The following is a 22574-nucleotide window of genomic DNA, read 5'->3' as shown; positions in this document are numbered from 1 at the left end:
TCCCGAAAAGTGAAGACGGTTTCGGAACTTGTGGCTGCGGCCCTCAGTCGCGGGGATGTGGCAAAAGCCCATATTTGACGGGGGTTTGGCCGGATCCGCGAGGGAACGAGGGTCGCCCGTTACCGGCGGGATAGCGGAGAACGCGGCGGCGGAATGCCGCCTCACCCCTGCTTCGTCATCGTCTCCTTCACGGCCGCCACGAGCTGACTGAGCGTGAACGGTTTTGGCAGGAAGTCGAACTGCTGCCCCTCGGGCAGGCTCTTCTCGAAGGCGTCTTCGGCGTAGCCGGAGACGAAGATGAACTTGATGTCGGGATTTTTCTCGCGCATCGCCTTGAGCAGCGTCGGGCCATCCATCTCCGGCATCACGACGTCGGAGACGACGAGATCGATGTCGCCGCTCTGCTCATCCAGCACCTCCATGGCCTCGACGCCGTTCTCGGCCTCGACCACGGTGTAGCCACGCGAGCGCAGGCCGCGTGCGTTGAGGGCGCGCAATCCCTCCTCGTCCTCGACCAGGAGGATCGTACCCTGCCCCGTGAGGTCGGTCTTGGGCTTCGTTTCCACGGCCGCCGGCGCAGCTTCCTTCGCAGCGCCATTGCTCGCGACGGCGGCCGCCGCGGGCTGCTCGACCTGCACGTCGGCTTCGGGGTGATGGCGCGGCAGGAAGATGTGGAACGATGTGCCCTGCCCCGGCTCGGAATCGACATAGATGAAGCCGCCGGTCTGCTTGACGATGCCGTAGACGGTGGAGAGTCCGAGGCCGGTGCCCTTGCCGACTTCTTTCGTCGAGAAGAACGGCTCGAAGATCTTGTCGCGAATATCGGCGGGAATGCCGGTGCCGGTGTCGGCAACCTCGATCCGCACATAGTCCGCTGGCGGCATGCCCTTGTAGGCGAGCTTGGCGGCTTCGTCCGCAGTGACGTTGGCGGTGCGGATGATCAGCTTGCCGCCTTCCGGCATGGCGTCGCGCGCGTTCACCGCGAGGTTGACGATCACCTGCTCGAACTGCGAGACGTCGACCTTCACCGGCCAGAGGTCGCGGCCGTGGATGGTCTCCTGCTTGACCTTCTCGCCGATCAGGCGGCGCAGCAGCATGGCGAGATCGGACAAAGCATCGCCAAGATCGAGCACCTGCGGCCGCAGCGTCTGCCGCCGCGAGAACGCCAGCAGCTGCCGCACCAGGGTGGCGGCCCGCGTCGCGTTCTGCTTGATCTGCATGATATCCTGGAACGACGGATCGGTCGGCTTGTGCGCGTTCAGCAGGAAGTCGTTCGCCATCATGATGGCGGAGAGCACGTTGTTGAAGTCGTGGGCGATGCCGCCGGCGAGCTGGCCGACCGTCTCCATCTTCTGTGACTGGTTGATCTGGTTTTCGAGCGCGCGCCGCTCGGTGGTCTCGAGCATGTGCACGATGGCCGCTTCCGCATCGTTCTCGGCCGCGTCCACCGGCGTGACGAAGAACTGGCCCCAGCGCTCCTTGGGTCCTTCCAGCGCCACTTCGACCGGTGCGATGTCGGCCCGGCCCTCAGCGGCCTGGTTGATCGCCGCGATCAGGAGATGGCGGTCGCGCGAATTGACCGCGCGGAAGATCGACTTGCTGCTGGTGTCGAGCCCGAGCGCCTGCCCGAGCTTGGCGTAGCGCGCATTGGCGCGCACGACATTGCCGGCGCGGTCGACGGTCGCGATCGCCATCGGCGTGTGGTCGAAGAAGCGCATGAAGCGCACTTCGGCGGCACGGTCGGGATCGCTGCGCTCGTCGCGGGCCCGGCTGATGACGAGCGTGCGCGACGGTCCCGGCGCGCCGTCGGCGCCGAAGGCGAGCTTGTGATAGAGCCGCACCGGCATGGTCTTGCCGTTGCGCATGCGCAGGTCGATGTCGAAGACTTCCGTCTTCACCTCGCCGGGCACCGCCACGATCGCGGTGAGCAGCGCGGCCCCGTCGCCGGAGACGATGTCGGTGAGCTTCAGCCCGCCCGAGCCGATCTCGGCGAGATCATAGTCGAGCCAGTTCGCCAGCGTCGCGTTGACGTAAGCGAGCTCGCCGGACGGATTGACCGAGAAGAAGCCGCAGGGCGCGTGGTCGAGATATTCGATGGCGTGCTGGAGCTCCTGGAACACGTCCTCCTGGCGCTCGCGGTCGCGGGTGATGTCGGCGATCGACCACACAGCGTATTTCGTTTCGCGCTTCCCCGTGCCGAGCGGGCGCACGCGCATGCGCAGCCAGCGGCCCTGGCTGCCGTCCTGGCCGGAGATGCGGACCTCTTCCTGCTGCCGTTTTCCTTCGCGCGCGGCCTTGAGCAGGCGGAACACGGCTTCGGAGACGTCGGGGTTGCCGATGAACACGCGCTCGACGGGACGCACGTCCTGCGGGCCGGCGGCGCCGGTCAGGGTCAGATAGGCCGCATTGGAATAGACCACATGGCCGCGGGGATCGGTGACGGCGAGGCCGTCGAAGGCGTGGTCGGCGATGCGCCCCATCACGGGATCGTCGAAATTGCGGTCGACGAAGCGAATGATGCCGGCGGCGAAAGCGAACAAATTGAACAGGCCGACCATCGCCAGCACGGCGAGGATGCCGAGGATATAGGGCTGTGCAGCCGCGCGTCCGAGCGTCATCAGCCCGATGGCGACGGCGACGAGGCCGGCGGCCACCAGCAGGACCAGCGCAATGCTGCCCGAGCGCGGCGACGGCTCGTGCGCCGCAACGGGCTCTCGCGTAAGGTCGTGGTCGGTCTCAGCAGTCATCTCGAGCTGGCGCAGCCTGTCGACAGAGAATCAACGCGCTGCCGCGCGCGCAGGGCCTTCCCTGCCTCATGAGGCCCCGCAGGCGCAAGGGCAGCAGGGGGTGAAAGGTACGCTGATTCCCAGATTACGGCCATTTCCGTTGCTTTTCGGGGGGGTCAGCCGCGCCCGGCGCGGAAACCCTGTTTCAGCCGCATGACGTAGCCGATGACCTCGGCGACCGCATGATAGTGCTCGGTCGGGATTTCCTGGTCGATGTCGACGGTGGCGTAGAGCGCGCGCGCCAGCGGCACGTTCTCGACGATCGGGATGTCGTGCGCGCGCGCGATCTCCCGGATCTTGAAAGCGAGGTTGTCGACGCCCTTGGCGACGCAAATCGGCGCCGACATGCCGCGCTCGTAGGACAACGCCACCGAATAGTGGGTCGGGTTGGTGATGATCACGGACGCCTTGGGAACCGCCGCCATCATGCGCTTCTTGGATCGCTGCTGGCGCAATTGCCGGAGCTTGCCCTTGATGTGGGGGTCGCCTTCGGACTGCTTGAACTCTTCCTTGATCTCCTGGAGCGACATCTTCTGCCGCTGGAACCAGCTGCGATACTGGAAGAAATAGTCGCCGATCGCGATGATGGCGAGCGCCGCGACCACCGCGCCGAGCAGATGGACGGTCAGGCTGGTGGTGGCACCGAGCATGGCTGCGGGGTCGAGCTTGACCATCGCCTCCATGCGATGCCGCTCCGGCCAGAGGATCGTGGTCATGACCACGCCGAGCACGATCAGCTTGCCGAGACCCTTGAGGAAATTCGCGGCCGCCTGCTTGCCGAAGATGCGCTTGAAACCCTCGAGCGGCGATAGCTTGCTGAATTTGGGCTTGAGGGATTCGGCCGACCACACCAGGCGGTGCTGGAGCATGTTGCCGGCAATGGCCGCCAGAACCAGCATCAACAGGGGCACGCCGATCGCGGCGAGCACGGCAAACTCGATCTGCTGCATCAGCGCGAGCAGAGCCTTGCCGTCGGTCTTGATCATCCAGGAATTGGCGAGCAGGTTCCGCATCGGCGTCACCAGCCCGCTCCCGACCGAGCCCGAGAAGGTCGAGACCACCAGCGTGCCGCCCGCGATCATGAACCAGGTGTTGATCTCCTGGCTCTTCGCAACGTCGCCGCGTTCGAGCGCCTCGTCGAGCCGCTTTTGTGTCGGGTCTTCTGTTTGACTCTCCGGATCGTTGTCTTCCGCCATCGATCCCTCTTATTTCAGCGGCATCATCTGGTGCATCACACCGATGAAGTAATCCAGGTAGGTGCCCATCATCGCGGTGAGCACCACGGCGAGCACCAGGAAACCGGCGAAGATCGAGAGCGGCACGCCGACGAAATAGACCTGCATCTGCGGCATCAGCCGCGCCAGCACCCCAAGCCCGATGTTGAAGACGAGGCCGAACACCAGAAATGGCCCGGAGAGCTGCAGGCCGAGCCGGAACGCGGCGGCGAAGGCACGCGTCGCGAGCGCAGCGACATCGCCGCTCGACACGGTCTCGCCCGGCGAGAAGATCGTGTAGCTGTCGTTCAGCGCCGCGATCACCAGATGATGGCTGTCGGTGGCAAACAGCAGCGTCACGCCCAGCATGGTCAGGAAGTTGCCGACCAGCACGCCCTGTTGTCCCTGTGTCGGATCGACCGAGGTGACGAAACCGAGCCCCATCTGCTGTGCGATGACGGCGCCTGCGACCTGCAGCGCCGACAGCGTCACGCGCGCGGTCGCTCCCAGCACGATGCCGATCACGATCTCATGGAGCATCAGAACCAGCAGAGGCGCCAGCGAGCCCATGTCGACATTGTAGGCTCCCCGATGCAGCGGCAGGATGATCAGCGTCAGCAACAGCGCGATCGACAGTTTGATGCGCGTCGGAATATTGGTCTCGCCGAGACCCGGCAGCAGCATCACCATCGCGCCGACCCGGGCGAAGGCGAGCATGAAGGAAGCGGCGAGCGCCGGCAGCAGCGAGACGTCGATGCGCATGGTGAGCGCATAGTGCCTCAGCCGCCGATGATTCGCGACGAGATCCGCAGCATGTGCGCGTGCAGCGAGTCGGCCATGAACGGTAGCGCGAGCAGCATCGTGGCGAAGATGGCCAGGATCTTCGGCACGTAGATCAGCGTCTGCTCCTGGATCTGCGTGAGCGCCTGGAACAGCGACACGATGACGCCGACCACGAGGCCAACCACCATCAGCGGCGACGACACGATCACAATGGTCCAGATCGCATCACGGGCGACGTCGAGGGTTTCCGGTCCGGTCATTTTTGAATTCTCGCTGTGAATTGTTTCGTCATTCCCGGGGCTCGCGGAGCGAGAACCCGGAATCCATCTCGCGACATCGTCGGTGGCACCATGGATTCCGGGCTCGCGCTGCGCGCGCCCCGGAATGACAGGACCAATCAGATCGGCATCTTCATGATGTCTTCATACGCCGCGATCACGCGGTCGCGGACCGAGACCAGCGTGGACACCGCAACGTCGGTGTCGGCGACCGCCGTCACCACGTCCATCACATTGGCCTTGCCGGCGGCCATTGCCACCGTCTGCGCATCCGACTTGCGGCCGGACTCCATGACGCTGCCGACGGCGTCTTTCAAAAGCGAGGCGAAAGACTGCCCGCTGGCTTCGCTGCCCTTGCCGGCACCGGCGCCGGTGTTCTCCAGCACGCGGGCGAGGTTGGCATAAGCATTGGCGGCGACTGACGGTGATGCCATGGCTCAGATGTCCTGTTCAGCTCTTGAGAATGTCGAGCGTGCGCTGGATCATCCGGCGCGTCGCACTGATGATGTTGAGATTGGCCTCGTAGGACCGCTGCGCATCGCGCATGTCGGTCATCTCGACCACCGAGTTCACGTTGGGATATTTGACGTTGCCGGCCGCATCCGCCGCCGGATTGTTCGGCTCGTACTTGACGCGGAAATCCGACTGGTCGGGCTTGATCCGGCCGAGGGTGACGACCTGCGCGTCGAGCGTGCGGTCCAGCGCCGAAGAGAAAGTCGGCACCTTGCGCCTATAGGGATCGCCGCCAGCCGATTGCGCGGTCGAATCCGCATTCGCGATGTTTTCCGAGATCACCCGCATGCGCCCGGCCTGCGCGCGCAGGCCCGAGGTCGCAATCGCCATCGAGCGGGCAAAGTCGCTGCTGTCATTCGCCATGATCTATCTCCAGCTCTAGCCCTTGCCGATCGCGGTCTTGAGCAGGTGCAGGCTCTTCGAATAGAGCGAGGTCGCCGCGGCGTAATCCATCTGGTTGCTGGCGGCCTTCATCATCTCCTCTTCGAGATTGACGGCGTTGCCCGCGGGGCGGGTCTCGAAGCCTGCATTCTTGTTCTGGTCGAATCCGCTGGCCGCGCCCGAGGGCGTCATGTGGGAGGCGCTGGTGACGGCCATCTTCAGCGGGCCCATCGAGCCCGTGACCGCGCCCGTCTTGTCGAGCTTGGGCTCGACCAGGTCGCGCGGCCGGAATTTGGGCGTATCGGAGTTCGAGACGTTCTCGGACAGGACGCGCTGGCGCTCCTGGTGCCACTGCATCTTGGTGCGAAGCGCCGACAGCACCGGGAGGTCGTTGATGGACATCGTCGCGGCTCCTTCCGCCTCGCCTCGGACCTTGGGGTCCGAAGCTAGGCAGAATTTGCCGCGTGTATGGTTAACAGGTGGTTAAGGCTCGCATGGGCGGCTGTCCCCCGGCGGAACACGAGGTCGTGCCCCGTGATTCTACGCTCCCAAAAGCGGCATTAACCCAACCGCTTGGCGGCGCATGCGCAGGCCAAGAAGTCGTTTTGGATCGAGCGATTCATAGGTTATTAAGAGTTGGGGACGGCAAAACTTGCCGCGGGACGTTAAGAAATCGCAGTTTGGGGCATCCTACGCCGGTGGTTGGCGCATCTGACCATGGGCACGAAAGAAGCGCCATTTGCCGGGGACTAGTATGAACGGTAGCCCTATCACCTTCATTGTCGCGTTCATCGTCGTTCTGGCGTTGATCGGCCTTGCCGCTTGGCTGGTGCGCCGATTCGCCAACACGCGGCTCGGCGCTAACACCCAGCGCGGCCGGATGCCTCGCCTTGCGGTGATCGATGCCGCCGCGGTCGATGGCCGTCGGCGCCTGGTGCTGGTCCGGCGTGACAATGTCGAGCATCTGCTGATGATCGGCGGCCCCACCGACATCGTCGTCGAGCCCAACATCGTTCGCGCCGCGCCGGGGCGCGACCAGCTTCCCCAGCGTCCCAGCGCCGCCGAGCCGCCGCGCCTTGCCCCGATGCCCGATGCCGGCGGCTGGGCCGATGAAGCCCCCCGTCCCGAGCTGCTCGACCATCCCGAGCCGCAGATGCCCGAGCCGCCGCCGCGGCCCGCACGCCCGTCCTTCGCCGACGAGGTCCGCCGGCCCGCGCCTGCTCTGGCCGAGCGCCGTAGCGAGCCGTCGCTGGGTGGGTTTACACCCGAGCCGCTGGCGCCGCGTCCCGAGCGCGAGTTGCGGCCTGAGCCGCTGCCGCCGCGCGTCGCCCGCCCCGAACCGCCGCTGATGCCGCGTCCACCGCGCACGAGCGAGCCGGTGAAAGTCCCGCCGGTGCGCGCTGAGCGCGCAGCCGCGCCGCCTCCTCCGCCCGTGCCGCCGGCTCCGCCCGTTCCGCCGCCGGCTCCCGCCGCCGCCACGCCTTCGAACGCCGAGCAAAATCTTGCCGAAATGGCGCAGCGGCTGGAGGCAGCGCTACGCCGCCCGGCCGGCGAAACGATTGCGCCACCGGTTGCGCCGGAGCCCCCGTCCGCTCCCCCGCGCGCCGCACGTAGCGAGCCGCCGGCGCCACCCGCGCCGCCTCCGAAACCCGCCGCGGAAAAGACCAGCTTTGAGAATCTCGAAGACGAGATGGCCTCGTTGCTCGGCCGTCCGAAGCCGTCTTCGTGAGACTGCCGGCCCTCCCGCGTAGAGTAGTTTTTTCCTTCAGTCTGATCGGCGCCGCGCTGCTGGCGATGCCTGCGCATGCGCAGGACATCAGCATCAATCTCGGCGGCGGCGCTGGTGGCGGCGGCGTCACCGAACGTGCGATCCAGCTGATCGCGCTGCTGACCGTGCTGTCGATCGCGCCGTCGATCCTGATCATGATGACATCGTTCACGCGGATCGTGGTCGTGCTGTCGTTGCTCCGCACCGCGATGGGCACGGCGACCGCGCCGCCGAACTCGGTGATCATTGCGCTGGCGATGTTCCTCACCTTCTTCGTGATGGGGCCGGTCCTGCAAAAGTCCTATGACGAAGGCATCCGCCCGCTCGTCGCCAATCAGATCAGCGTCGAGGACGCGCTCCAGCGCGCCTCCGTCCCCTTGCGCGGCTTCATGCAGAAGAACGTGCGCGAGAAGGACCTCAAGCTGTTCCTGGACCTCTCCGGCGAAGCGCCGCCGGCCACCCCCGACGAGCTCGCGCTCCGCATCCTCGTCCCCGCCTTCATGATCTCCGAGCTGAAGCGCGCTTTCGAAATCGGCTTCCTGTTGTTCCTGCCCTTCCTGATCATCGACCTTGTCGTCGCCTCGGTCCTGATGTCGATGGGCATGATGATGCTGCCACCCGCAACGATCTCGCTGCCGTTCAAGCTGATCTTCTTCGTGCTGGTCGACGGCTGGTCGCTGGTGGCGGGCAGCCTGGTGCAGAGCTACGGGGGATAACCAAGGCCAGCGAGAGCAAACGCTACGCATCCTCTCCGCCCCAGCGACACCCCTTCCGCCCCCTCCCCGTCATTGCGAGGAGCCCTTGCGACGAAGCAATCCAGACTGCTTCCGCAGAAAATTCCGGATTGCTTCCGCCTTCGCTAGAGCTACGGCGGACATGTCGCTGCGCTCGCAATGACGGAGAATGAGGCGACCAGTCGGGCCGCGCTTTGCGCGGAGGGACGCCGGCAGAAACCAGCCCTACCCCTTCACATCATACTGCTTGCTGAGATGATCGCCGATCTGGACCAGCATCGCGACACTTTCAGGGAAACCGGGGCGGTCGCGCGTCGTCTGATCGGCGTCGGCGCGGAACTCCCAGCTGTCGCCGTCGCGGACGATGGAGATGGCGAGGTCGGGGCCGTCGACATGGGCCTTCAATTCGGCGCGCGCCATGGCGATGAGTTCGGCTTCGGTCTTGGCAGGCTTGCTCATAGTCTTCTCCCGGCATGAAGGACATCAGGTTGCCGCCTTGCGCGGCACCTGTCGAGAGGCCTGGAGGTAGCAGAGTTCCTAGCGCGTCATCTTGATCTGGCGCACGACGGGGATCGTGGGCAGCGAACCGGTGTGATCGGTTTCGTCCTTGGCCTGCGGAGCGCCCGGGGCGCGGGCGCTGGCGTCGGGGAAGCGCTGCTTCATCTCGCGCAGGAAGCCGTCGAGCGTGTCGACGCTGGCGGCGAGCTTGGCGATCTCGGCGAATTCGGCGCTCGAGGCCGCCGCCGGCTTGCTGGCGATGTCGAAGGCGAGACGGTCGGCGCTCTCGCTCATCAGCGGCGCGTATTTCTCGCGGAAGCGCGACAGCCCGATCGAGTCGTCGGCAAGCGCATAGCCGACCGCAGCGCGGATGATGTCGCTCTTCTCCACGGCATTCAGCGGTTTGAAATCGCGAAAACGGTCGCCGTAATAGAGCTCGATCTGCTCGGCGGATTCGCGCCAGCGCCGCGCCGCCCAGAAGATGTCGGAGCGCAGGCGAAGCACCTCGCGTCCGGCGACATTGGAGACGATGTCGAGCGCGAGGTCGTGACGGCCGACGTCGCTCTGCGCGCGTGCTTCCAGCAGCAGCCGCTGCTGCCGGAGCTCGCCGGAGAGATCGCTGATGCGGCTCGCGCGCAGCGCCGTGATCGCCTTGTCGGGCTTGCGGTTGGCAAGATAGATCATGGACAGGCGCGCGGCGACCTGGGCACGCGCGGCACCTTCGAGGCGGTGGTCGACCTGGTATTGCAGGAGCTCGGCGGCCTGATCGAGCAGGTCGATCGAGGCGAGACGGTCGGCGAGACGGCGGATCAGCTCGTCGCCGCGGCGGCCGATCGGCGTCAGCTCGCGGAACTCGTAGAACAACCCGAGCGACTCGACCACCGGCAGCTCGTCGCCTTTCGGCCCCAGGAAGATCTGCGTGAACAGGTCGGAGGCGAGATCCTGCGCCTGGCGCGAGGCTTCCGCGTTCGGCTGGAGCCTGGTTGCGGTGCGGGCCGCGGTGAGCGCATCCCGGTAGCGCCCGCTCTCCGCGTACAGCTGCGCCAGCATCTGGAGCGTCTTGACCTCGATGGAGTCGCCGCGCCAGGTCATCGACAGCGTCTCGAGATCGCGCAGCGCATCTTCCTTGCTGATCTCGTCGCGCTTCTGCCGCAGCGCGACCTCGAGCTGCTTGGCTTCCGCCGCGGCGGGCCGGTCATTCGAGGCGACCGCGAACTTGTAGTCGTCGAGCGCGTCCTTGTCGTGGCCGAGTGCCTCGGCGAGCCGGCCGCGCAGCACGGCAAAGCCGGGCGCAGCCTCGGGCGAGACGCCGACCACTTCGAGCTCGCTGCGGCGCTTGGAGGCGCCGGCATAGTCCTTCACCTCGAGCGAGGCGCGCATCGCGTCCATCGTCACGATGCGCTGGATGTCGAGGGGCAGCGAGGCGATGGCGAATTCGACGTTCTTGAATTTTTCGCGCGCGTCGGCCCATTTGCCCTGCCGCGCATAGGCGAGCGCTTTCCAGAGCTGGGAATCGTGACTGTTGCCGATCACGGGATTGGCGAGATCCTTCAGGCCCTGCGCGGGACGGCCGATCAGAATGCTGGCGATCGCATGCATGATCAGCGCACCACTCTCCTCCTTGTTGAGAGGATCGGCCAGCATCAAATCGGTGACGGCCTTGGCTTCGTGATACATCGCGCGCGACATGTAGAACTGCGCGAGGTCGAGCCGTGGCAGCGAGCGCTGCGCCGGCTCGACGGCCGAGATCGCCGTGACCAGCTCGCTCTGACGCTCCCAGAAATTCTCCGACTGGCCCTTGCGCCAGCCCTCCGGGCTGAAGACCGGGCGCACCGCAGTCGGTGCGCGCTCGGCGGAAATGTCGACCGGCGACAGCGTCAGCCCGCCCTTCTTGCCGAGAATGACCTTGTCGGACCCGACCTCGACGCCGACCTCGTCGGAGTTCAGGCGGATCGCGATGCCGTGCGCGGATTCCAGCAGCGAGAGATCGACGAGGTCCTGCCGCTTGATGAAGCCGCGCACCGGCCGCTGCCCGGTGACGACATAAAGCATGTCGCCGGCATCGGGATCGGTCAGCTTGTGCAGCAGGCCCGGATTGGCGAATGGGATCGCGATATTGGCGAGCGCGGGATCGGTGATGTTGCGCGTCATCATCAGCGGCAGGGGCGTCGCCTGGATCTTGTCGGCAAGCGTCAGGAGCCAGTTGGTCTCCTTGCCGACCTCCTCGCTGGTCAGCGAGTAGACCAGTGGCCGGGTCAGACGGATGCGGATCGCCTGCCCCTTCTCGAGCGGCATGCGGCTGACCTCGCCGATCATCGCGCCACCCTTGGTGCGGATCGCCTCGACATCGATCGGCTTCGGCGTATCGAACACCAGCCACACGGTGTCGCCGCGGCGGAATGCCGCCGCGGGCGTCGAGACCTGAAGCGGGAACGTGACGCGCAGGCCGTCGCTATCGCGGCGCGCATCGACGCTGGCGATTGGGACTTGCGGGGCGACTGGGGCCGGCATCTCGGCGGGCGCGGCCTTGACGGGCTCCTTCGCAGCTTCCTTGACCGGCTCTTTCGGCGCTTCCTTCACGACCTCTTTCGGCACTTCGGCAACGGCCGGCGCAGGCTTCGCAGTTTCCTTCGCAACTTCCTTGGGCGCTTCAGCGACGGGAGCTGGCGCAGGCTTCGGCGCTTCGGCGGCTGGTATCGCGACCGGAGCTTCGGACTTCGCCTCGGGCTTGACCTCGATCTTGGCTTCGCGTGCGATCGTCTCGGAGGTCGGCGGCGCGATCTCGCGATGGGCGTCCTTCTTCTCGGCCGCCGGCTTGTCCGCGGCCGGCGCGGGTCCGTGCCCCGGAGCGGCAGGCTTGGCCTGTGCCATCAAGGACTCGGCCGTTGCCGCCATCTTGCCCTTGTCGGGCTGGTAGGAGACGTCGACGACGTAGTTCTTGTCGTCGCGGAAGGAGTGCACGTCGGAATCGCCGATCAGGGCGATCTCGACGTTGGTCTGGTCGATGTCCGCCTTCTGCTTGATCGAGGCAACGTTCGGCGGCGCGGCGACCACCGCATCGGCGAGGTCAAAGCTGAGATTGGCGTTGAAGGCGAGCGTGAGCTTCTGCTCGTTGAGCACCGAGGAGACGCCGACACCATCAGGCATCTCGAACACGAAGCGCACGAAGGTCGGCTGGATCGAGGCGCGCACGCGGATCGGCGGACGCTTCTTGGTCTCGGCTGCGGCGCGCTGGGCCCGCAAGGCGCGTTCGGCGACGCGGGCGCGCTCGGCGAGCTCCTTCACCACGTCCATCGGCAGGCTCGGCGGCGGCCCCTTCCAGCCCTCGGGCAGGAGATCGATGAACGTGCGCTCGCCGGCATTCATGGTGTTGACGGTGACGCGCCGCGCCAGCGACAGGCGGATGGCGCCGCCATCGGGATCGCGGCGGGCGGAGTTGACGTAGTCGGGCGCCCCTTCCGGCACGCGATCGACGGGAACGTCGACGGGCCGATCGAAACGGATGACGAGGATGGAGCCGGCCGTCGTCACCTCGGAAGGAACGTCCTCGCCGAGCTTGATGACGAGACGGGCAAAGCCGCCGCCGGACGAAAAGCTCGCCTCACCCCGGATCGCATCCGCAGCCCGGACAGGCGCACCGAAGCCGATCAGCAGGCAGGCTGCCAGCACGGATGCGCTGCGGACATGACGCGGCAGCCCCCGCGCCAGGGCGCGGGCTCGCGACACAAATCCAGCGGCAGCCTCTCGCGCCATTGGCGGCATATCTTCCGGTTCGGCGGTCCACGCCGGCAGCTGATGCCGGCCGATGCCCTCGAATGTAGGTTTTGCCAATTAAGGACTTCTTAAGTATGAGCCCTCAATTCGGCTTTTGCGTCGGCTTGCCGTCGATCTTGGGCAGGTCGCCGACTGAAGCCGATTGATCGCCGCCGCCATTGGCCCTTCGGGCCATCTCGACGGTGAGCCGCTCGGCGGCCTCCGGCGACATCAGTCCCATAATGTCCGACATCTTGCGCGGCGCGATCGCCGAGGCGATCTCGATCAGCACGCCCATCTCGAGCCGGTCGAATACCCGCGCGGCGTCCTTCGGCTTCATGCCTTCATACATCGTGACGAGGCCCTTCATGCGCTGGGCTTCGGCGGCCTTCTGCTCGGCCTGGGTCGCCGAGATGCGGGATTCCACCGCCTTCATCTCCTCGACCTTGCTCTCGATGCGCTTCTCGGCCGATTTGAGCAGGCTCTCGCGGATGTCGATCTCGCGCTGGCGCGACTCGATCTCCTGGCGGCGCGACTGCAAGCGCTCGAGGATCGCGCGCTCGGAGGCGGAGATCTGCGGCGTCTCGTCCAACTTGACCGGGGTACCGCCCTCGACCTTGGTCTCGGGAGCCGCCGGCTTGGGTGCTTCCTTCGGCGCGCCATGGGTCGATCCCGTGATATCGGGTTCCTCGCGGCCGGTCGGGAAGTTCAGGTTCTCCTGTGCCCAGGACTTCTTCAGCTGGTTCGGCTGGTAGTCGAACACATAGCCGCCATTGATCACGAGGCCCGCCACCTTGAGCGTGGCGAGGCCTGCGACGGCGACCAGGACGACCGGAATGACGCGGATGTTACGAAACGACTTCATACCATGGCTTTATGCGGCAAGGCCGTTGGATCGCCGGCGCTCGGAGAAGGCTTCGGCAGCAGCCGCCACCGCCTTCGCCGACGACGGCTTGGCCGGGGGCGCCGCGACCGGTTCCGGATTGGTGACGGGGCGCGCGGCGATCGCGATCTTCGACAGGCGCCGCACCACGTTGTCGGCTTCGCCGAGCTGCTTGTAGAGCTGGTCGGACATCTGCGTCGCCGCCGCCAGCTGGCTTCCGAGATTCTCGTTGACGTCGCGCACGGCGAGCTTGAGCCCGCCGATCGCGCGCTCGGCGATCTCGGTCGCGGTGATCAGCTCGGCGATGACGGCCTTGAGCGAATGCTCGTCCGCCTTCAGCCGCGTCAGCCGCTTGTTCAGCAGGATGCAGTAGCCGATCGTGAGCATCAGCAAGATAGCCACCAGCGTCTCGATCGCCATTCCCAGGGAGTGGTTCATGGGGCCTCCATCATCTTGTTCTGCTCGTCAACCTTCTCGAACATCGCAAGTGTCGTACTTGGCTTGCGCAAGGGTTTCGTCACGCGGATCGCGACACGGTCGCCGACCCGGCCCATCCGCCCCTCGGTCAGCGTGACGTCGCCGCAGCGCACGGTCACGTTGGCGTCGGCGCGCATGTCGAGCGGCAGCGTGTCGCCGACCTTGAGCCGCATCAGCTGCTTGAGCGGGATGTCGGCCTCGTAGAGCACCGCATCGACCGCGATCTCGGCCTGGTTGATCTCGGTGGCGAAATGGCCCTCCCAGATCGGGTCGCGGCCGAACTTTTCGCCCATGAACATCTGGAGCAGGACGCCCCGGATCGGCTCGATGGTCGCGTAAGGCAGCAGCAGCTCGATATTGCCGCCGCGATCTTCCATGTCGATGCGCAGGCGCACCAGGATCGCGGCGTTGGCAGGGCGGCTGATCGCGGCGAAACGCGGATTGGTCTCGAGCCGGTCGATCGTGAAGGTGACCGGCGACAGCGGCCGGAACGCCTGCTCGGCGTCGGCCAGCACGACCTCGACCAGGCGCTTGACCAGCTCGGTCTCGATCGTGGTGTAGGGCCGGCCTTCGATGCGGAGCTGGCTCGAGCCGCGGCGGCCGCCGAGCAGCACGTCGATCATCGAATAGATCAGGCTGGAATCGACCGTCGCCATGCCGAAGTTTTCCCACTCCTCGGCCTTGAACACCGAGAGCACGGCCGGCAGCGGGATCGAGTTCATGTAATCGCCGAAGCGCACCGAGGTGATGCGGTCGAGCGAGACTTCGACGTTGTCGGAGGTGAAATTGCGCAGAGACGTCGTCAGCAACCGCACCAGGCGGTCGAAGACGATTTCGAGCATCGGCAGACGCTCATAGGAGACCATCGCCGAATCGATGATCGCGCGAATGCCGCTGTGATCATCGAGCGTGACGTCGCCGACGGTGAAGCCGAGAAGGTTGTCGATCTCCTCCTGCGACAGTACCCGCTCACCGGAATTCTTGCCGGCGCCGAGATCGCGGCTGCCGTCCTCGACCATGGCCGCCCATTGCAGGGCCATGGTCTCCGAGAGCTCGTTTTCGGCGGCAGCCTTCGCCGCCTCCGCGGGATCCTCGGAATCGAGCGATGCCTCCCATTGGGCGGCAATCGCATCCTGGTCCATTTGCTCGTTGGCCATGGCGCTAGCCTGTTGCCTTCCGCAGCGCCATCACTGCACCACGACTTCCTTGAACAGCACCGCGCTGACCTGGATCGGGGCGACCGCCGCGTTGACGCGCTTGGTCAGCTCTTCCTTGAGACGGAACACGCCGGCGGAGCCGTTGAGGTCGGAGGAGCGCAGTTCGCGCACATAGGTCTGGAAGATGTCGGTGACGCGGGGCATCGTCGGCTTGATCGCCTCGATCTGCTTTTCCTCCTTCAGCTCCAGCACGATCTTGAGCTTCAGATATTGCACGCGCTCGCCGGGCGCGCCGGCGAGATTGACCATGATGTCGGGGACTTCGACGAAGGCCGGCGGCTTCGGCGGGGGCGCCGCCTCGGCATGATGCTCGCTCTCGCCGTGACGGAAGAAGAAGAACCAGGTCGCCGCGCCGCCGCCGAGGACGGCGAGCAGACCGACGGCCATGATGATGAGCTTGAGCTTGTTCTTGGGAGGAGCGGCTTCTGCGCCCTCGGCGGCTGCGCCGCCTTCCGCTTCATTCTCTGCCATGGTCGCTCAGGCTCGCTCATCTCTTAAACGGGTCGAAAGAGCGAAGCCCCCAGGCAGACAGTGACGCGATACAAATGCCCCAGCGCAATGCGCTCCTCTTCACTGCAAACGCTACGGTAATAATGGTTAACGGTTTCTTTCGATTGGGCCCCAGCTAGGAAAAATCTGCCGGGCAAACATGGCTAACAGAACCTTTCTGCCGCCCGCCCGCGCCTTCGAAAAAACTTCAAAGTATTGAAGTTACTAAATTTTCTGCGTTGGCACGGCTTTCGCTGAGAGAGCACCGGGACCGGCGGGTTTGGGAGAACCTGACGGCCTCGTTCACGGGGTCAGCCAAGGCGCTTGGGAGAGCGACGAAGCAGATCTCACTCAGGGGAGATCTTCCGATGCAGAACGCGCTTCTGATCGGCTTGTCACGGCAGATGACGTTGGAACGGCAGATGGATGTCATCGCCAACAACGTCGCCAATGCCAACACCAACGGCTTCAAGGCCGACCATTCGCTGTTCGAGGAGTTCCTCAACTCGAACGCGCGTGAGGATAATTTCCTCGGGTCCGACCGCCGGGTCTCCTATGTGCAGGACCGCGGCACCTATCGCGACGTCGGCCCGGGGCCGATGGAGATGACCAAGAACCCGCTCGACATGGCGATCACCGGCGACGCCTATTTCGCCGTGCAGGCCAATGGCGGCGAGCGCTACACGCGCGACGGCAAGTTCTCGCTCAACAGCACCGGCCAGCTCGTCACCGCCGACGGCAACCTCGTGCTCGGCACCGGCGGCCCGATCACCTTCCAGCCGACCGACCACGACATCAACGTCGCCCCCGACGGCACCATCACGGTGCTCGAGGGCACGGCCAAGACGGACTCGATCCGCGGCAAGATCAAGATGGTTTCGTTCGACGATCCGGCCCGGCTGACCAAGCTCGGCGCCAATCTCTACGACACCGGCTCGGCGACCCAGCTGCCCGCCACCAAGTCCACGGTGGAGCAGGGCTATATCGAGAAGTCGAACGTGAACTCGATCGGCGAGATGAGCCGCATGGTCGAAGTCATGCGCAGCTACACCGCCATCGCCAACCTGCTCCAGCAGCAGAGCGACATGCACAAATCGGCGATCGAAAAACTCGCCGACGTTCCGGCCTGATTGAGGGATTACTGACATGCAAGCGCTCCACACCGCTGCGACCGGAATGGCGGCCCAGGAACTCAACGTCCAGGTCATCTCCAACAACATCGCCAACCTGCGCACCACCGGCTTCAAGAAGCAGACCGCGTCGTTCCAGGACCTGATCTACGAGCACGTCCGCCGCGTCGGCGCGCAGGCCTCGGACCAGGGCACCATCCTGCCCGTGGGCGTCGACATCGGCGGCGGCGTCAAGACCGTCGGCACGCCGCGCAGCATGACGCAAGGCACGCTGTCGCAGACCGGTAACGACCTCGACCTCGCGATCTCGGGCGAAGGCTTCTTCAAGATCCTGATGCCCGACGGCAGCTATCAGTACACCCGCGACGGCACCTTCCAGATGGACAATCAGGGCCGCATCGTCACCGCGCAGGGCAATCCCGTGCAGCCGACCATGACCATCCCGAACAACGCGTCCGGCCTCGCCGTGAGCGAGCAAGGCCAGGTCTCGGTAACGCTGCCGGGCTCCTCGACCTCGACCATCGTCGGCCAGCTCAACCTGACCCGCTTCATCAACAAGGCCGGCCTGCAGCCGGTCGGCAATAACCAGTTCACCGAGACGCCGTCATCGGGCGCGCCCCAGGACGGCACCGCGAACTCCGAAGGCTACGGCAAGATCACGCAAGGCAGCCTCGAGCAGGCCAATGTCGACGTCGTCTCGGAGATGAGCGACCTGATCGCCGCCCAGCGCGCCTACGAGATGAACGCCAAGGTCATCAGCGCCGCCGACCAGATGATGCAATCGACCACGGCGTTGTTCCGCTGAGGTGATGTCGATGATGATCCGCACCACAATCGCCGCGATCTCTGCCCTGCTCGCGCTGGCCCTGCCCGCGCAGGCCGCCGACGACGGCATCGCAACGCCGATGCTGCGCGCCAACGTGACCGTGACCTCGGACGTGGTCCGGGTCGGCGATCTCATCGACAATGCCGGCTCGGCCGCGATGATTGCGGTCTATCGCTCGCCCGATCTCGGCACCACCGGCGCGCTGCCGGTCGCGCAGGTCCTGTCGGTGTTGCGCGGAAAACAGGTGATCGGCGTGATGACCGGCGACATCAAGGAGGTGCAGGTCACCCGCCTCGCCCGCACCCTCGCCAACAAGGACCTCGAGAACGCCGTCGCCTCGACGCTCGATCACCGCTTCGGCCTTGGCGACGCGGCCAACATCACCGTCACCTTCGATCGCGGCGTCGCCGACATGCGGCTGGATGCCTCCAACACCGGCGCGCTCCAGCCCGTCGCGACCCGCTACGATGCGCGCAGCGGCCGTTTCGACATCGCCTTCGAGATCAACAACGACAACAACCCGACACCGACCAAGCTGCGCCTGACCGGCACCGCGATCGAGACCGTGGAAGTGGCCGTGCTGACGCGCGACATCGACCGCGCCGATCTCCTGAAGTCCTCCGACGTTTCCGTCGAGCGCCGGCCGAAGGCCGAGGTCGCGGGCGAGGCTGCCTCGCGCGAGCGCACCGTCGGCATGCAGCTGCGCCGGCCGATGCGGGCGGGCACGCCGATCCGCGTCGCCGACATCGTCAAGCCCGACTTCGTGCAGCGCGACCAGGCGGTGACGATCATCTACCAGGTGCCCGGCCTCTACCTCACCACGCGCGGCAAGGCGATCGAGAGCGGCGCCGAGGGCGACACCGTCAGCGTGCTCAATCTGCAATCCAAGCGGACGCTGACCGGCGTCGTCACCGGCCGCGGCCAGATCACCGTGCAGGGCGCGAGCCAGTCCGCGCCGATGGCGCCCGCGGTCGAGCAGACTTCGTCGCTCAAGCGCGACGAGGCGCCCGCCCCCGTCGACACCGCCGCCATCGTCCGGAGCCTGGTCCAGGCCCCGGCGTCGCCGGCCCAAACCGCTCAAGCTCACGTCGCACAAGCCCAGATCCCGCCAACTCGCGTCTCGCAAGCTCCAGCCAAGTCAGAGTAAGTCATGTCTTCGTTCAGTTCGGCTTCCCGTCTTCGTCGCATTGCGATCTCTGCCCTGCTGCTCGCCTCCTGCGCGCTGGGTGGCTGCTCCTCGATTGACCGCCTGTCGCAGATCGGCGAGCAACCGAAATTGTCGGCGATCGACAATCCGACGACGCAGCCCGGGTACAAGCCGGTGCAGATGCCGATGCCCAAGCCCGAAGTCGCCTCCTACAATCCGAACTCGCTGTGGCGCAGCGGCAGCCGCGCCTTCTTCAAGGACCAGCGCGCCCATCAGATCGGCGACCTCCTCACCGTGACCGTGAACATCACCGACAAGGCCAACCTCTCCAACGAGACCCAGCGCAGCCGCACCAACGCGGAAGATTCCGGCATCACCGACTTCATCGGCGCCAAGACGCTCGGCGCGCAGGCGCAGAAGGTGCTGCCCGGCCGCATCCTCACGGCCGACTCCAGCGCCTCCAGCGACGGCAAGGGTTCGGTCAACCGCACCGAAGCGCTGCAGACCAACGTCGCCGCGGTGGTGACGCAGGTGCTGCCGAACGGCAACCTCGTGGTCGAGGGCAAGCAAGAGATCCGGGTCAACTACGAGATCCGCGAGCTCGTGGTCGCCGGCATCGTCCGCCCCGAAGACATCCAGAGCGACAACACCATCGATTCCACCAAGATCGCCCAGGCCCGCATCGCCTATGGCGGCCGCGGCCAGATTATGGACGTGCAGCAGCCGCGCTACGGCCAGCAAGTGATGGACGTGCTGCTGCCCTTCTAAACCTCTTCAAGAGCTCCCACATCGTGTTCGCGAACCTAGGCGCGAACGACGATGTACGACGCGGCCCTCGCTAGCTCCCCTGGCGAGGGCCGCCTGTATTTTGGCGTGACGTTGCGCCACGCTCCGAAGGGAGCGCTGCTCGTCTCTCTCGTGTCCCGGACGCGCCGCAATGCGTTAGCGTTGCGGCGCAGAGCCGGGACCCAGCAAGCGATACAACGCGCTGCTGCATGGACCCCGGCTGCAGCGCACCGCCGAAGAGGCGCTGCGCTGCGTCCGGGGCACGAGAGCGCTGGCGGGCGGAGAGAGAAGCTCACGTAAACTCCGCCTCCACCACACCCAGCCCATCCAGCTCCATGCGCACCTTGTCGCCGGCCTTCAGCCACAGCGTCTTCACCAGGCTCCCCGTCAGCACCAGCTGTCCCGCATGCAGGCCCTTGCCTTCGGCGGCGAGGTGGTTGGCGAGCCAGGCGAGGGCGTTGTGGGGATGGCCGAGCACGTCGGCGCCGGTGCCGTGGCTGACCTCTTCGCCGTTGACGATGGCGCGGCCCTTGACCGATTTCAGGTCCGGCAAGGACGAGCGCGGCACGGACGGACCGAGGACGCAGCCGGCGGCGAAGAAATCGTCGGCGATCAGGGTGGGCGCACCCATCGTCTCCCACTTCACATAGCGATCGTCGACGATCTCGATCGCGGGATGGTAGCTTTCGACGGCTTCGCCGACCCATTCAGCCGTGAACGGCGCCTCGCCGGCGGCAAGGTCCCGCTTCAGCCGCACCGCGATCTCGCACTCGACGCCGACGCGGACGTAATCGGACGCCGCGAGCCTGACACCGCTGTCGTGCACGCCCTTCTGAAACACGCCGCCGCCGCAGGGGTGCGGGATGCCGATATAGTCCTGCATCACCTGGCTGGTGCAGCCGATCTTGTAGCCGACCAGCGGCCCGACATGCGGCAGCAAGAGATCGTGCAGCGCGCGCTGGACCTGATAGCCCTCGGCCTCGTAGCCTGGTGGAACCTCGAGCGCGGCGAGCGGCGCATGGTTGCGCCGCGCCAGCGCGATCGCCTTTGCGGCTTCGAGAATGTTGTCCATCGGCGCCGCCTCCCACGCTACGCAATCACGGGCGGCACTTCAGCATCCCCGCCGGGGCGTGACAAGCGCGGGTGGCGCGTGGCCTCAGCCTTTGACCAGGCCAAGCCGGATCAGGCTCTCGGCTGTTGCCAGGATCGCCTCTTCGTGGGAACGGGCCAGCCAGCCGAGCTGCGACCTCGCCTTGGCGCTGGTGGAGCGTCGCACCCTTCCAAGCATCGGCACGACTGCACGCAGCAGCGGAATGCGGTTCGCGGCGAGCCGCACCAGCCAGTCCGGGGCCTGGAGCCGCGGAACCCGGCGTGCGCTGGGCCCCAGCTCCCGCCGCAGCACCTTGGCGATGTCGAGGATCGAGATCGGCTCGCCCGAGACGGCAATGAAGCGCTCGCCGTTCGCCTCGGGTGCCGTCATCGCCCGCAGATGCAAATCGGCGACGTCACGCACGTCGACCACGCCGAAATAGACCCGCGGCACTGCCGGCATGGCGCCGTCGAGCAGCGATTTGACGATCTCGATCGAACCCGAAAAGTCCGGCCCGAGGACAGGGCCGAAAATGCCGGCGGGATTGACCACCGACAGTTCGAGCCCGCCGCCCTCCCGCGCGATGAAATCCCAGGCCGCCCGCTCGGCCAGGGTCTTGGATTTGATGTAGGGTTGCACGTCGGCGCCGCCGAGATGAGTCCAGTCGGTCTCGTCGAACGGTTTTTCGCGCGGCGGATGGCCGTAGGCGATCGCCCCCAGTGATGAAGTGATGACGACCCGTTTGACACCGGCCTCGCGCGCGGCCCGGAGCACCCGCAGCGTGCCGTCGCGAGCCGGAACGATCATCTCGTTCTCGTCTTTGGGAACACTGGTCGACAGCGGCGAGGCGACGTGGAGCACGTAGTCGCAGCCTGTCACCGCCTCGCGCCAGCCCTGATCCGCGGTCAGATCGGCGGTGAAGAAGGACAGGCTCGCGGGCGAAGCCGCCCCGCCCTCGCGCAGCATCGCCAGCACATCGGCCTGCCGGTCCGGCCGGCGCACTGTCGTCCGCACCGTGTGGCCGGCGGCCAGGAGTTGCAGGATGACATGGATGCCGACGAAGCCGGATCCGCCGGTGACCAGAACGGTGCTCATTGCCAAATTTCCCTCGCTGCGCGGGCGGACGAAATCGGTTCCGCCGCCCTGCCCAAGGCCGCATCTGGTCCCTATCTCCTGACGGAACAAGTAGAACGGATTTCGAGACCGGTATGGAAAACCTGACCAGCGTTTGCGGCGGCGACTGCGATTGCAGCCCCGACCCTGCTTTGCTCACCGACTTCAAGCGCGCCATCCGCGCGCTCGGTGGGAAGTGGAAGCTGGAGATCCTGTTCGCGCTGATGAACGGCGCGGTTCGCTTCGGCGCGCTGCGGCGGTCGATCGGCGGCATCACCCAGCACATGCTGACGACGCAGTTGCGCGAGCTCGAGCAGGACGGACTCGTCCTGCGGACCGTCGTCGCAGCGAAGCCGCTGCAGGTCGAATACGAGCTTACCGATGCGGCGTACGGCCTGTTGCCGGCGTTTAAGGAAATATTGAGCTGGTCCAGGCTTTATGGGGATGCGCGTCCCAGCGACGCCGCATGAAGCCTGATTGCAGCGATGTGTGAAGCTGCTGGCTCAGCCTCTCAGCATCCGGGTCGATCCCGTTGATGCGACTCGCAAAACTTGACCCCACTTGAAGTGAAGGCTGTTTCTCATGTGAACTCACGTGAGCTCGCAACAATGGGCTCTAGCCCATTGATCGCGATTCATTTTTCGCGGATTGCGCTCGCGCGTTGAAGGACGCGGCGGCAAGCGACAGGCAAAATGCCGATCGTGGCGC

The 22574-nt window shown here is 65.9% G+C and carries 22 protein-coding genes; 7 read left to right on the top strand and 15 right to left on the bottom strand.

Annotated features, from left to right (window positions below; all coding sequences use genetic code 11):
* Positions 1 to 161: 161 nt before the first annotated feature.
* The 7 genes from cckA to flgB form a co-directional block, all read right to left on the bottom strand.
* Positions 162 to 2747: a cell cycle histidine kinase CckA gene (gene cckA / locus HYH08_RS26435; protein ID WP_220012763.1), complete on the bottom strand. Its 2586-nt coding sequence runs from the start codon at positions 2745 to 2747 to the stop codon at positions 162 to 164.
* 155 nt (positions 2748 to 2902) lie between these two features.
* Positions 2903 to 3982, bottom strand: coding sequence for a flagellar biosynthesis protein FlhB (gene flhB / locus HYH08_RS26430; RefSeq protein ID WP_220012762.1), 1080 nt, complete (start codon positions 3980 to 3982; stop codon positions 2903 to 2905).
* Between the two features lie 9 nt (positions 3983 to 3991).
* Positions 3992 to 4762, bottom strand: a complete 771-nt coding sequence (gene fliR, locus HYH08_RS26425) for a flagellar biosynthetic protein FliR (RefSeq protein ID WP_220012761.1) — start codon at positions 4760 to 4762, stop codon at positions 3992 to 3994.
* 17 nt (positions 4763 to 4779) lie between these two features.
* Positions 4780 to 5043: a flagellar biosynthesis protein FliQ gene (fliQ, locus tag HYH08_RS26420; RefSeq protein ID WP_011088555.1), complete on the bottom strand. Its 264-nt coding sequence runs from the start codon at positions 5041 to 5043 to the stop codon at positions 4780 to 4782.
* Between the two features lie 137 nt (positions 5044 to 5180).
* Complete coding sequence (fliE, locus tag HYH08_RS26415) at positions 5181 to 5495, bottom strand: flagellar hook-basal body complex protein FliE (RefSeq protein WP_220012760.1); 315 nt, start codon at positions 5493 to 5495, stop codon at positions 5181 to 5183.
* Between the two features lie 16 nt (positions 5496 to 5511).
* Entirely contained in the window at positions 5512 to 5937 is a 426-nt protein-coding gene (gene flgC / locus HYH08_RS26410) for a flagellar basal body rod protein FlgC (RefSeq protein WP_220012759.1), read from the bottom strand.
* Positions 5938 to 5952: 15 nt separating this feature from the next.
* On the bottom strand, positions 5953 to 6357 hold the full coding sequence (flgB, locus tag HYH08_RS26405; RefSeq protein ID WP_220012758.1) for a flagellar basal body rod protein FlgB: 405 nt from the start codon (positions 6355 to 6357) through the stop codon (positions 5953 to 5955).
* Between the two features lie 352 nt (positions 6358 to 6709).
* Here flgB and HYH08_RS26400 point away from each other — a divergent pair, with 352 nt between their 5' ends.
* Together HYH08_RS26400 and fliP are read left to right on the top strand one after the other, a co-directional pair.
* On the top strand, positions 6710 to 7684 hold the full coding sequence (locus tag HYH08_RS26400; RefSeq protein ID WP_220012757.1) for a flagellar biosynthetic protein FliO: 975 nt from the start codon (positions 6710 to 6712) through the stop codon (positions 7682 to 7684).
* On the top strand, positions 7681 to 8439 hold the full coding sequence (gene fliP, locus HYH08_RS26395; protein ID WP_220012756.1) for a flagellar type III secretion system pore protein FliP: 759 nt from the start codon (positions 7681 to 7683) through the stop codon (positions 8437 to 8439). Before HYH08_RS26400 ends, fliP begins: the two co-directional genes overlap by 4 nt.
* Before the next feature lie 243 nt (positions 8440 to 8682).
* Here the strand turns inward: fliP and HYH08_RS26390 are convergent, their stop codons facing one another.
* From HYH08_RS26390 to fliL, 6 genes are all read right to left on the bottom strand, one after another.
* Positions 8683 to 8916, bottom strand: a complete 234-nt coding sequence (locus HYH08_RS26390) for a hypothetical protein (protein ID WP_220012755.1) — start codon at positions 8914 to 8916, stop codon at positions 8683 to 8685.
* Between the two features lie 78 nt (positions 8917 to 8994).
* Positions 8995 to 12708, bottom strand: coding sequence for a tetratricopeptide repeat protein (locus HYH08_RS26385; protein ID WP_220012878.1), 3714 nt, complete (start codon positions 12706 to 12708; stop codon positions 8995 to 8997).
* 103 nt (positions 12709 to 12811) lie between these two features.
* Positions 12812 to 13573 (bottom strand): MotE family protein, encoded by a 762-nt coding sequence (locus HYH08_RS26380; RefSeq protein WP_220012754.1) that lies wholly within the window; start codon positions 13571 to 13573, stop codon positions 12812 to 12814.
* 9 nt (positions 13574 to 13582) lie between these two features.
* On the bottom strand, positions 13583 to 14029 hold the full coding sequence (locus HYH08_RS26375) for a DUF6468 domain-containing protein (protein WP_220012753.1): 447 nt from the start codon (positions 14027 to 14029) through the stop codon (positions 13583 to 13585).
* Complete coding sequence (fliM, locus tag HYH08_RS26370) at positions 14026 to 15225, bottom strand: flagellar motor switch protein FliM (protein WP_220012752.1); 1200 nt, start codon at positions 15223 to 15225, stop codon at positions 14026 to 14028. Before fliM ends, HYH08_RS26375 begins: the two co-directional genes overlap by 4 nt.
* A gap of 30 nt (positions 15226 to 15255) precedes the next feature.
* Entirely contained in the window at positions 15256 to 15756 is a 501-nt protein-coding gene (gene fliL / locus HYH08_RS26365; protein WP_220012751.1) for a flagellar basal body-associated protein FliL, read from the bottom strand.
* A gap of 386 nt (positions 15757 to 16142) precedes the next feature.
* On the opposite strand from fliL, the gene flgF reads away from it, so the two are divergent.
* The 4 genes from flgF to flgH are packed head-to-tail and all read left to right on the top strand — an operon-like array spanning position 16143 to position 19645.
* The gene (gene flgF, locus HYH08_RS26360) at positions 16143 to 16904 is read left to right on the top strand and encodes a flagellar basal-body rod protein FlgF (protein WP_220012750.1); all 762 of its coding nucleotides are present in this window, start codon (positions 16143 to 16145) and stop codon (positions 16902 to 16904) included.
* A gap of 16 nt (positions 16905 to 16920) precedes the next feature.
* A complete protein-coding gene (flgG, locus tag HYH08_RS26355) occupies positions 16921 to 17709 on the top strand; it encodes a flagellar basal-body rod protein FlgG (protein ID WP_220012749.1) in 789 nt (262 codons plus the stop codon).
* Positions 17710 to 17722: 13 nt separating this feature from the next.
* Positions 17723 to 18877, top strand: coding sequence for a flagellar basal body P-ring formation chaperone FlgA (gene flgA / locus HYH08_RS26350; RefSeq protein ID WP_220012877.1), 1155 nt, complete (start codon positions 17723 to 17725; stop codon positions 18875 to 18877).
* A gap of 3 nt (positions 18878 to 18880) precedes the next feature.
* Positions 18881 to 19645, top strand: a complete 765-nt coding sequence (flgH, locus tag HYH08_RS26345) for a flagellar basal body L-ring protein FlgH (protein ID WP_220012748.1) — start codon at positions 18881 to 18883, stop codon at positions 19643 to 19645.
* A gap of 310 nt (positions 19646 to 19955) precedes the next feature.
* On the opposite strand, the gene HYH08_RS26340 is transcribed toward flgH, so the two are convergent.
* Both HYH08_RS26340 and HYH08_RS26335 read right to left on the bottom strand, forming a co-directional pair.
* Complete coding sequence (locus HYH08_RS26340) at positions 19956 to 20735, bottom strand: 2-keto-4-pentenoate hydratase (protein WP_220012747.1); 780 nt, start codon at positions 20733 to 20735, stop codon at positions 19956 to 19958.
* Positions 20736 to 20819: 84 nt separating this feature from the next.
* The gene (locus tag HYH08_RS26335) at positions 20820 to 21848 is read right to left on the bottom strand and encodes an SDR family oxidoreductase (RefSeq protein WP_220012746.1); all 1029 of its coding nucleotides are present in this window, start codon (positions 21846 to 21848) and stop codon (positions 20820 to 20822) included.
* Between the two features lie 113 nt (positions 21849 to 21961).
* Between HYH08_RS26335 and HYH08_RS26330 the strand changes: the two genes are divergently transcribed.
* On the top strand, positions 21962 to 22336 hold the full coding sequence (locus HYH08_RS26330; RefSeq protein WP_220012745.1) for a winged helix-turn-helix transcriptional regulator: 375 nt from the start codon (positions 21962 to 21964) through the stop codon (positions 22334 to 22336).
* Positions 22337 to 22574: the final 238 nt, after the last annotated feature.

Origin of the sequence: Bradyrhizobium sp. BR 10289 (assembly GCF_019455385.1) — a bacterium.
Lineage (GTDB): Bacteria > Pseudomonadota > Alphaproteobacteria > Rhizobiales > Xanthobacteraceae > Bradyrhizobium.
Note: the sequence above shows the minus strand (reverse complement) of the source record. Positions and strands in the feature narration are given on the sequence as shown.

What these genes read in the sequence shown, in the direction of transcription:
- cckA (WP_220012763.1), bottom strand. Translation starts at nt 2,747, where the DNA reads ATGACTGCTGAGACCGACCACGACCTTACGCGAGAGCCCGTTGCGGCG.
- flhB (WP_220012762.1), bottom strand. Translation starts at nt 3,982, where the DNA reads ATGGCGGAAGACAACGATCCGGAGAGTCAAACAGAAGACCCGACACAA.
- fliR (WP_220012761.1), bottom strand. Translation starts at nt 4,762, where the DNA reads ATGCGCATCGACGTCTCGCTGCTGCCGGCGCTCGCCGCTTCCTTCATG.
- fliQ (WP_011088555.1), bottom strand. Translation starts at nt 5,043, where the DNA reads ATGACCGGACCGGAAACCCTCGACGTCGCCCGTGATGCGATCTGGACC.
- fliE (WP_220012760.1), bottom strand. Translation starts at nt 5,495, where the DNA reads ATGGCATCACCGTCAGTCGCCGCCAATGCTTATGCCAACCTCGCCCGC.
- flgC (WP_220012759.1), bottom strand. Translation starts at nt 5,937, where the DNA reads ATGGCGAATGACAGCAGCGACTTTGCCCGCTCGATGGCGATTGCGACC.
- flgB (WP_220012758.1), bottom strand. Translation starts at nt 6,357, where the DNA reads ATGTCCATCAACGACCTCCCGGTGCTGTCGGCGCTTCGCACCAAGATG.
- HYH08_RS26400 (WP_220012757.1), top strand. Translation starts at nt 6,710, where the DNA reads ATGAACGGTAGCCCTATCACCTTCATTGTCGCGTTCATCGTCGTTCTG.
- HYH08_RS26390 (WP_220012755.1), bottom strand. Translation starts at nt 8,916, where the DNA reads ATGAGCAAGCCTGCCAAGACCGAAGCCGAACTCATCGCCATGGCGCGC.
- HYH08_RS26385 (WP_220012878.1), bottom strand. Translation starts at nt 12,708, where the DNA reads ATGGCGCGAGAGGCTGCCGCTGGATTTGTGTCGCGAGCCCGCGCCCTG.
- HYH08_RS26380 (WP_220012754.1), bottom strand. Translation starts at nt 13,573, where the DNA reads ATGAAGTCGTTTCGTAACATCCGCGTCATTCCGGTCGTCCTGGTCGCC.
- HYH08_RS26375 (WP_220012753.1), bottom strand. Translation starts at nt 14,029, where the DNA reads ATGAACCACTCCCTGGGAATGGCGATCGAGACGCTGGTGGCTATCTTG.
- fliM (WP_220012752.1), bottom strand. Translation starts at nt 15,225, where the DNA reads ATGGCCAACGAGCAAATGGACCAGGATGCGATTGCCGCCCAATGGGAG.
- fliL (WP_220012751.1), bottom strand. Translation starts at nt 15,756, where the DNA reads ATGGCAGAGAATGAAGCGGAAGGCGGCGCAGCCGCCGAGGGCGCAGAA.
- flgF (WP_220012750.1), top strand. Translation starts at nt 16,143, where the DNA reads ATGCAGAACGCGCTTCTGATCGGCTTGTCACGGCAGATGACGTTGGAA.
- flgG (WP_220012749.1), top strand. Translation starts at nt 16,921, where the DNA reads ATGCAAGCGCTCCACACCGCTGCGACCGGAATGGCGGCCCAGGAACTC.
- flgA (WP_220012877.1), top strand. Translation starts at nt 17,723, where the DNA reads ATGATCCGCACCACAATCGCCGCGATCTCTGCCCTGCTCGCGCTGGCC.
- flgH (WP_220012748.1), top strand. Translation starts at nt 18,881, where the DNA reads ATGTCTTCGTTCAGTTCGGCTTCCCGTCTTCGTCGCATTGCGATCTCT.
- HYH08_RS26340 (WP_220012747.1), bottom strand. Translation starts at nt 20,735, where the DNA reads ATGGACAACATTCTCGAAGCCGCAAAGGCGATCGCGCTGGCGCGGCGC.
- HYH08_RS26335 (WP_220012746.1), bottom strand. Translation starts at nt 21,848, where the DNA reads ATGAGCACCGTTCTGGTCACCGGCGGATCCGGCTTCGTCGGCATCCAT.
- HYH08_RS26330 (WP_220012745.1), top strand. Translation starts at nt 21,962, where the DNA reads ATGGAAAACCTGACCAGCGTTTGCGGCGGCGACTGCGATTGCAGCCCC.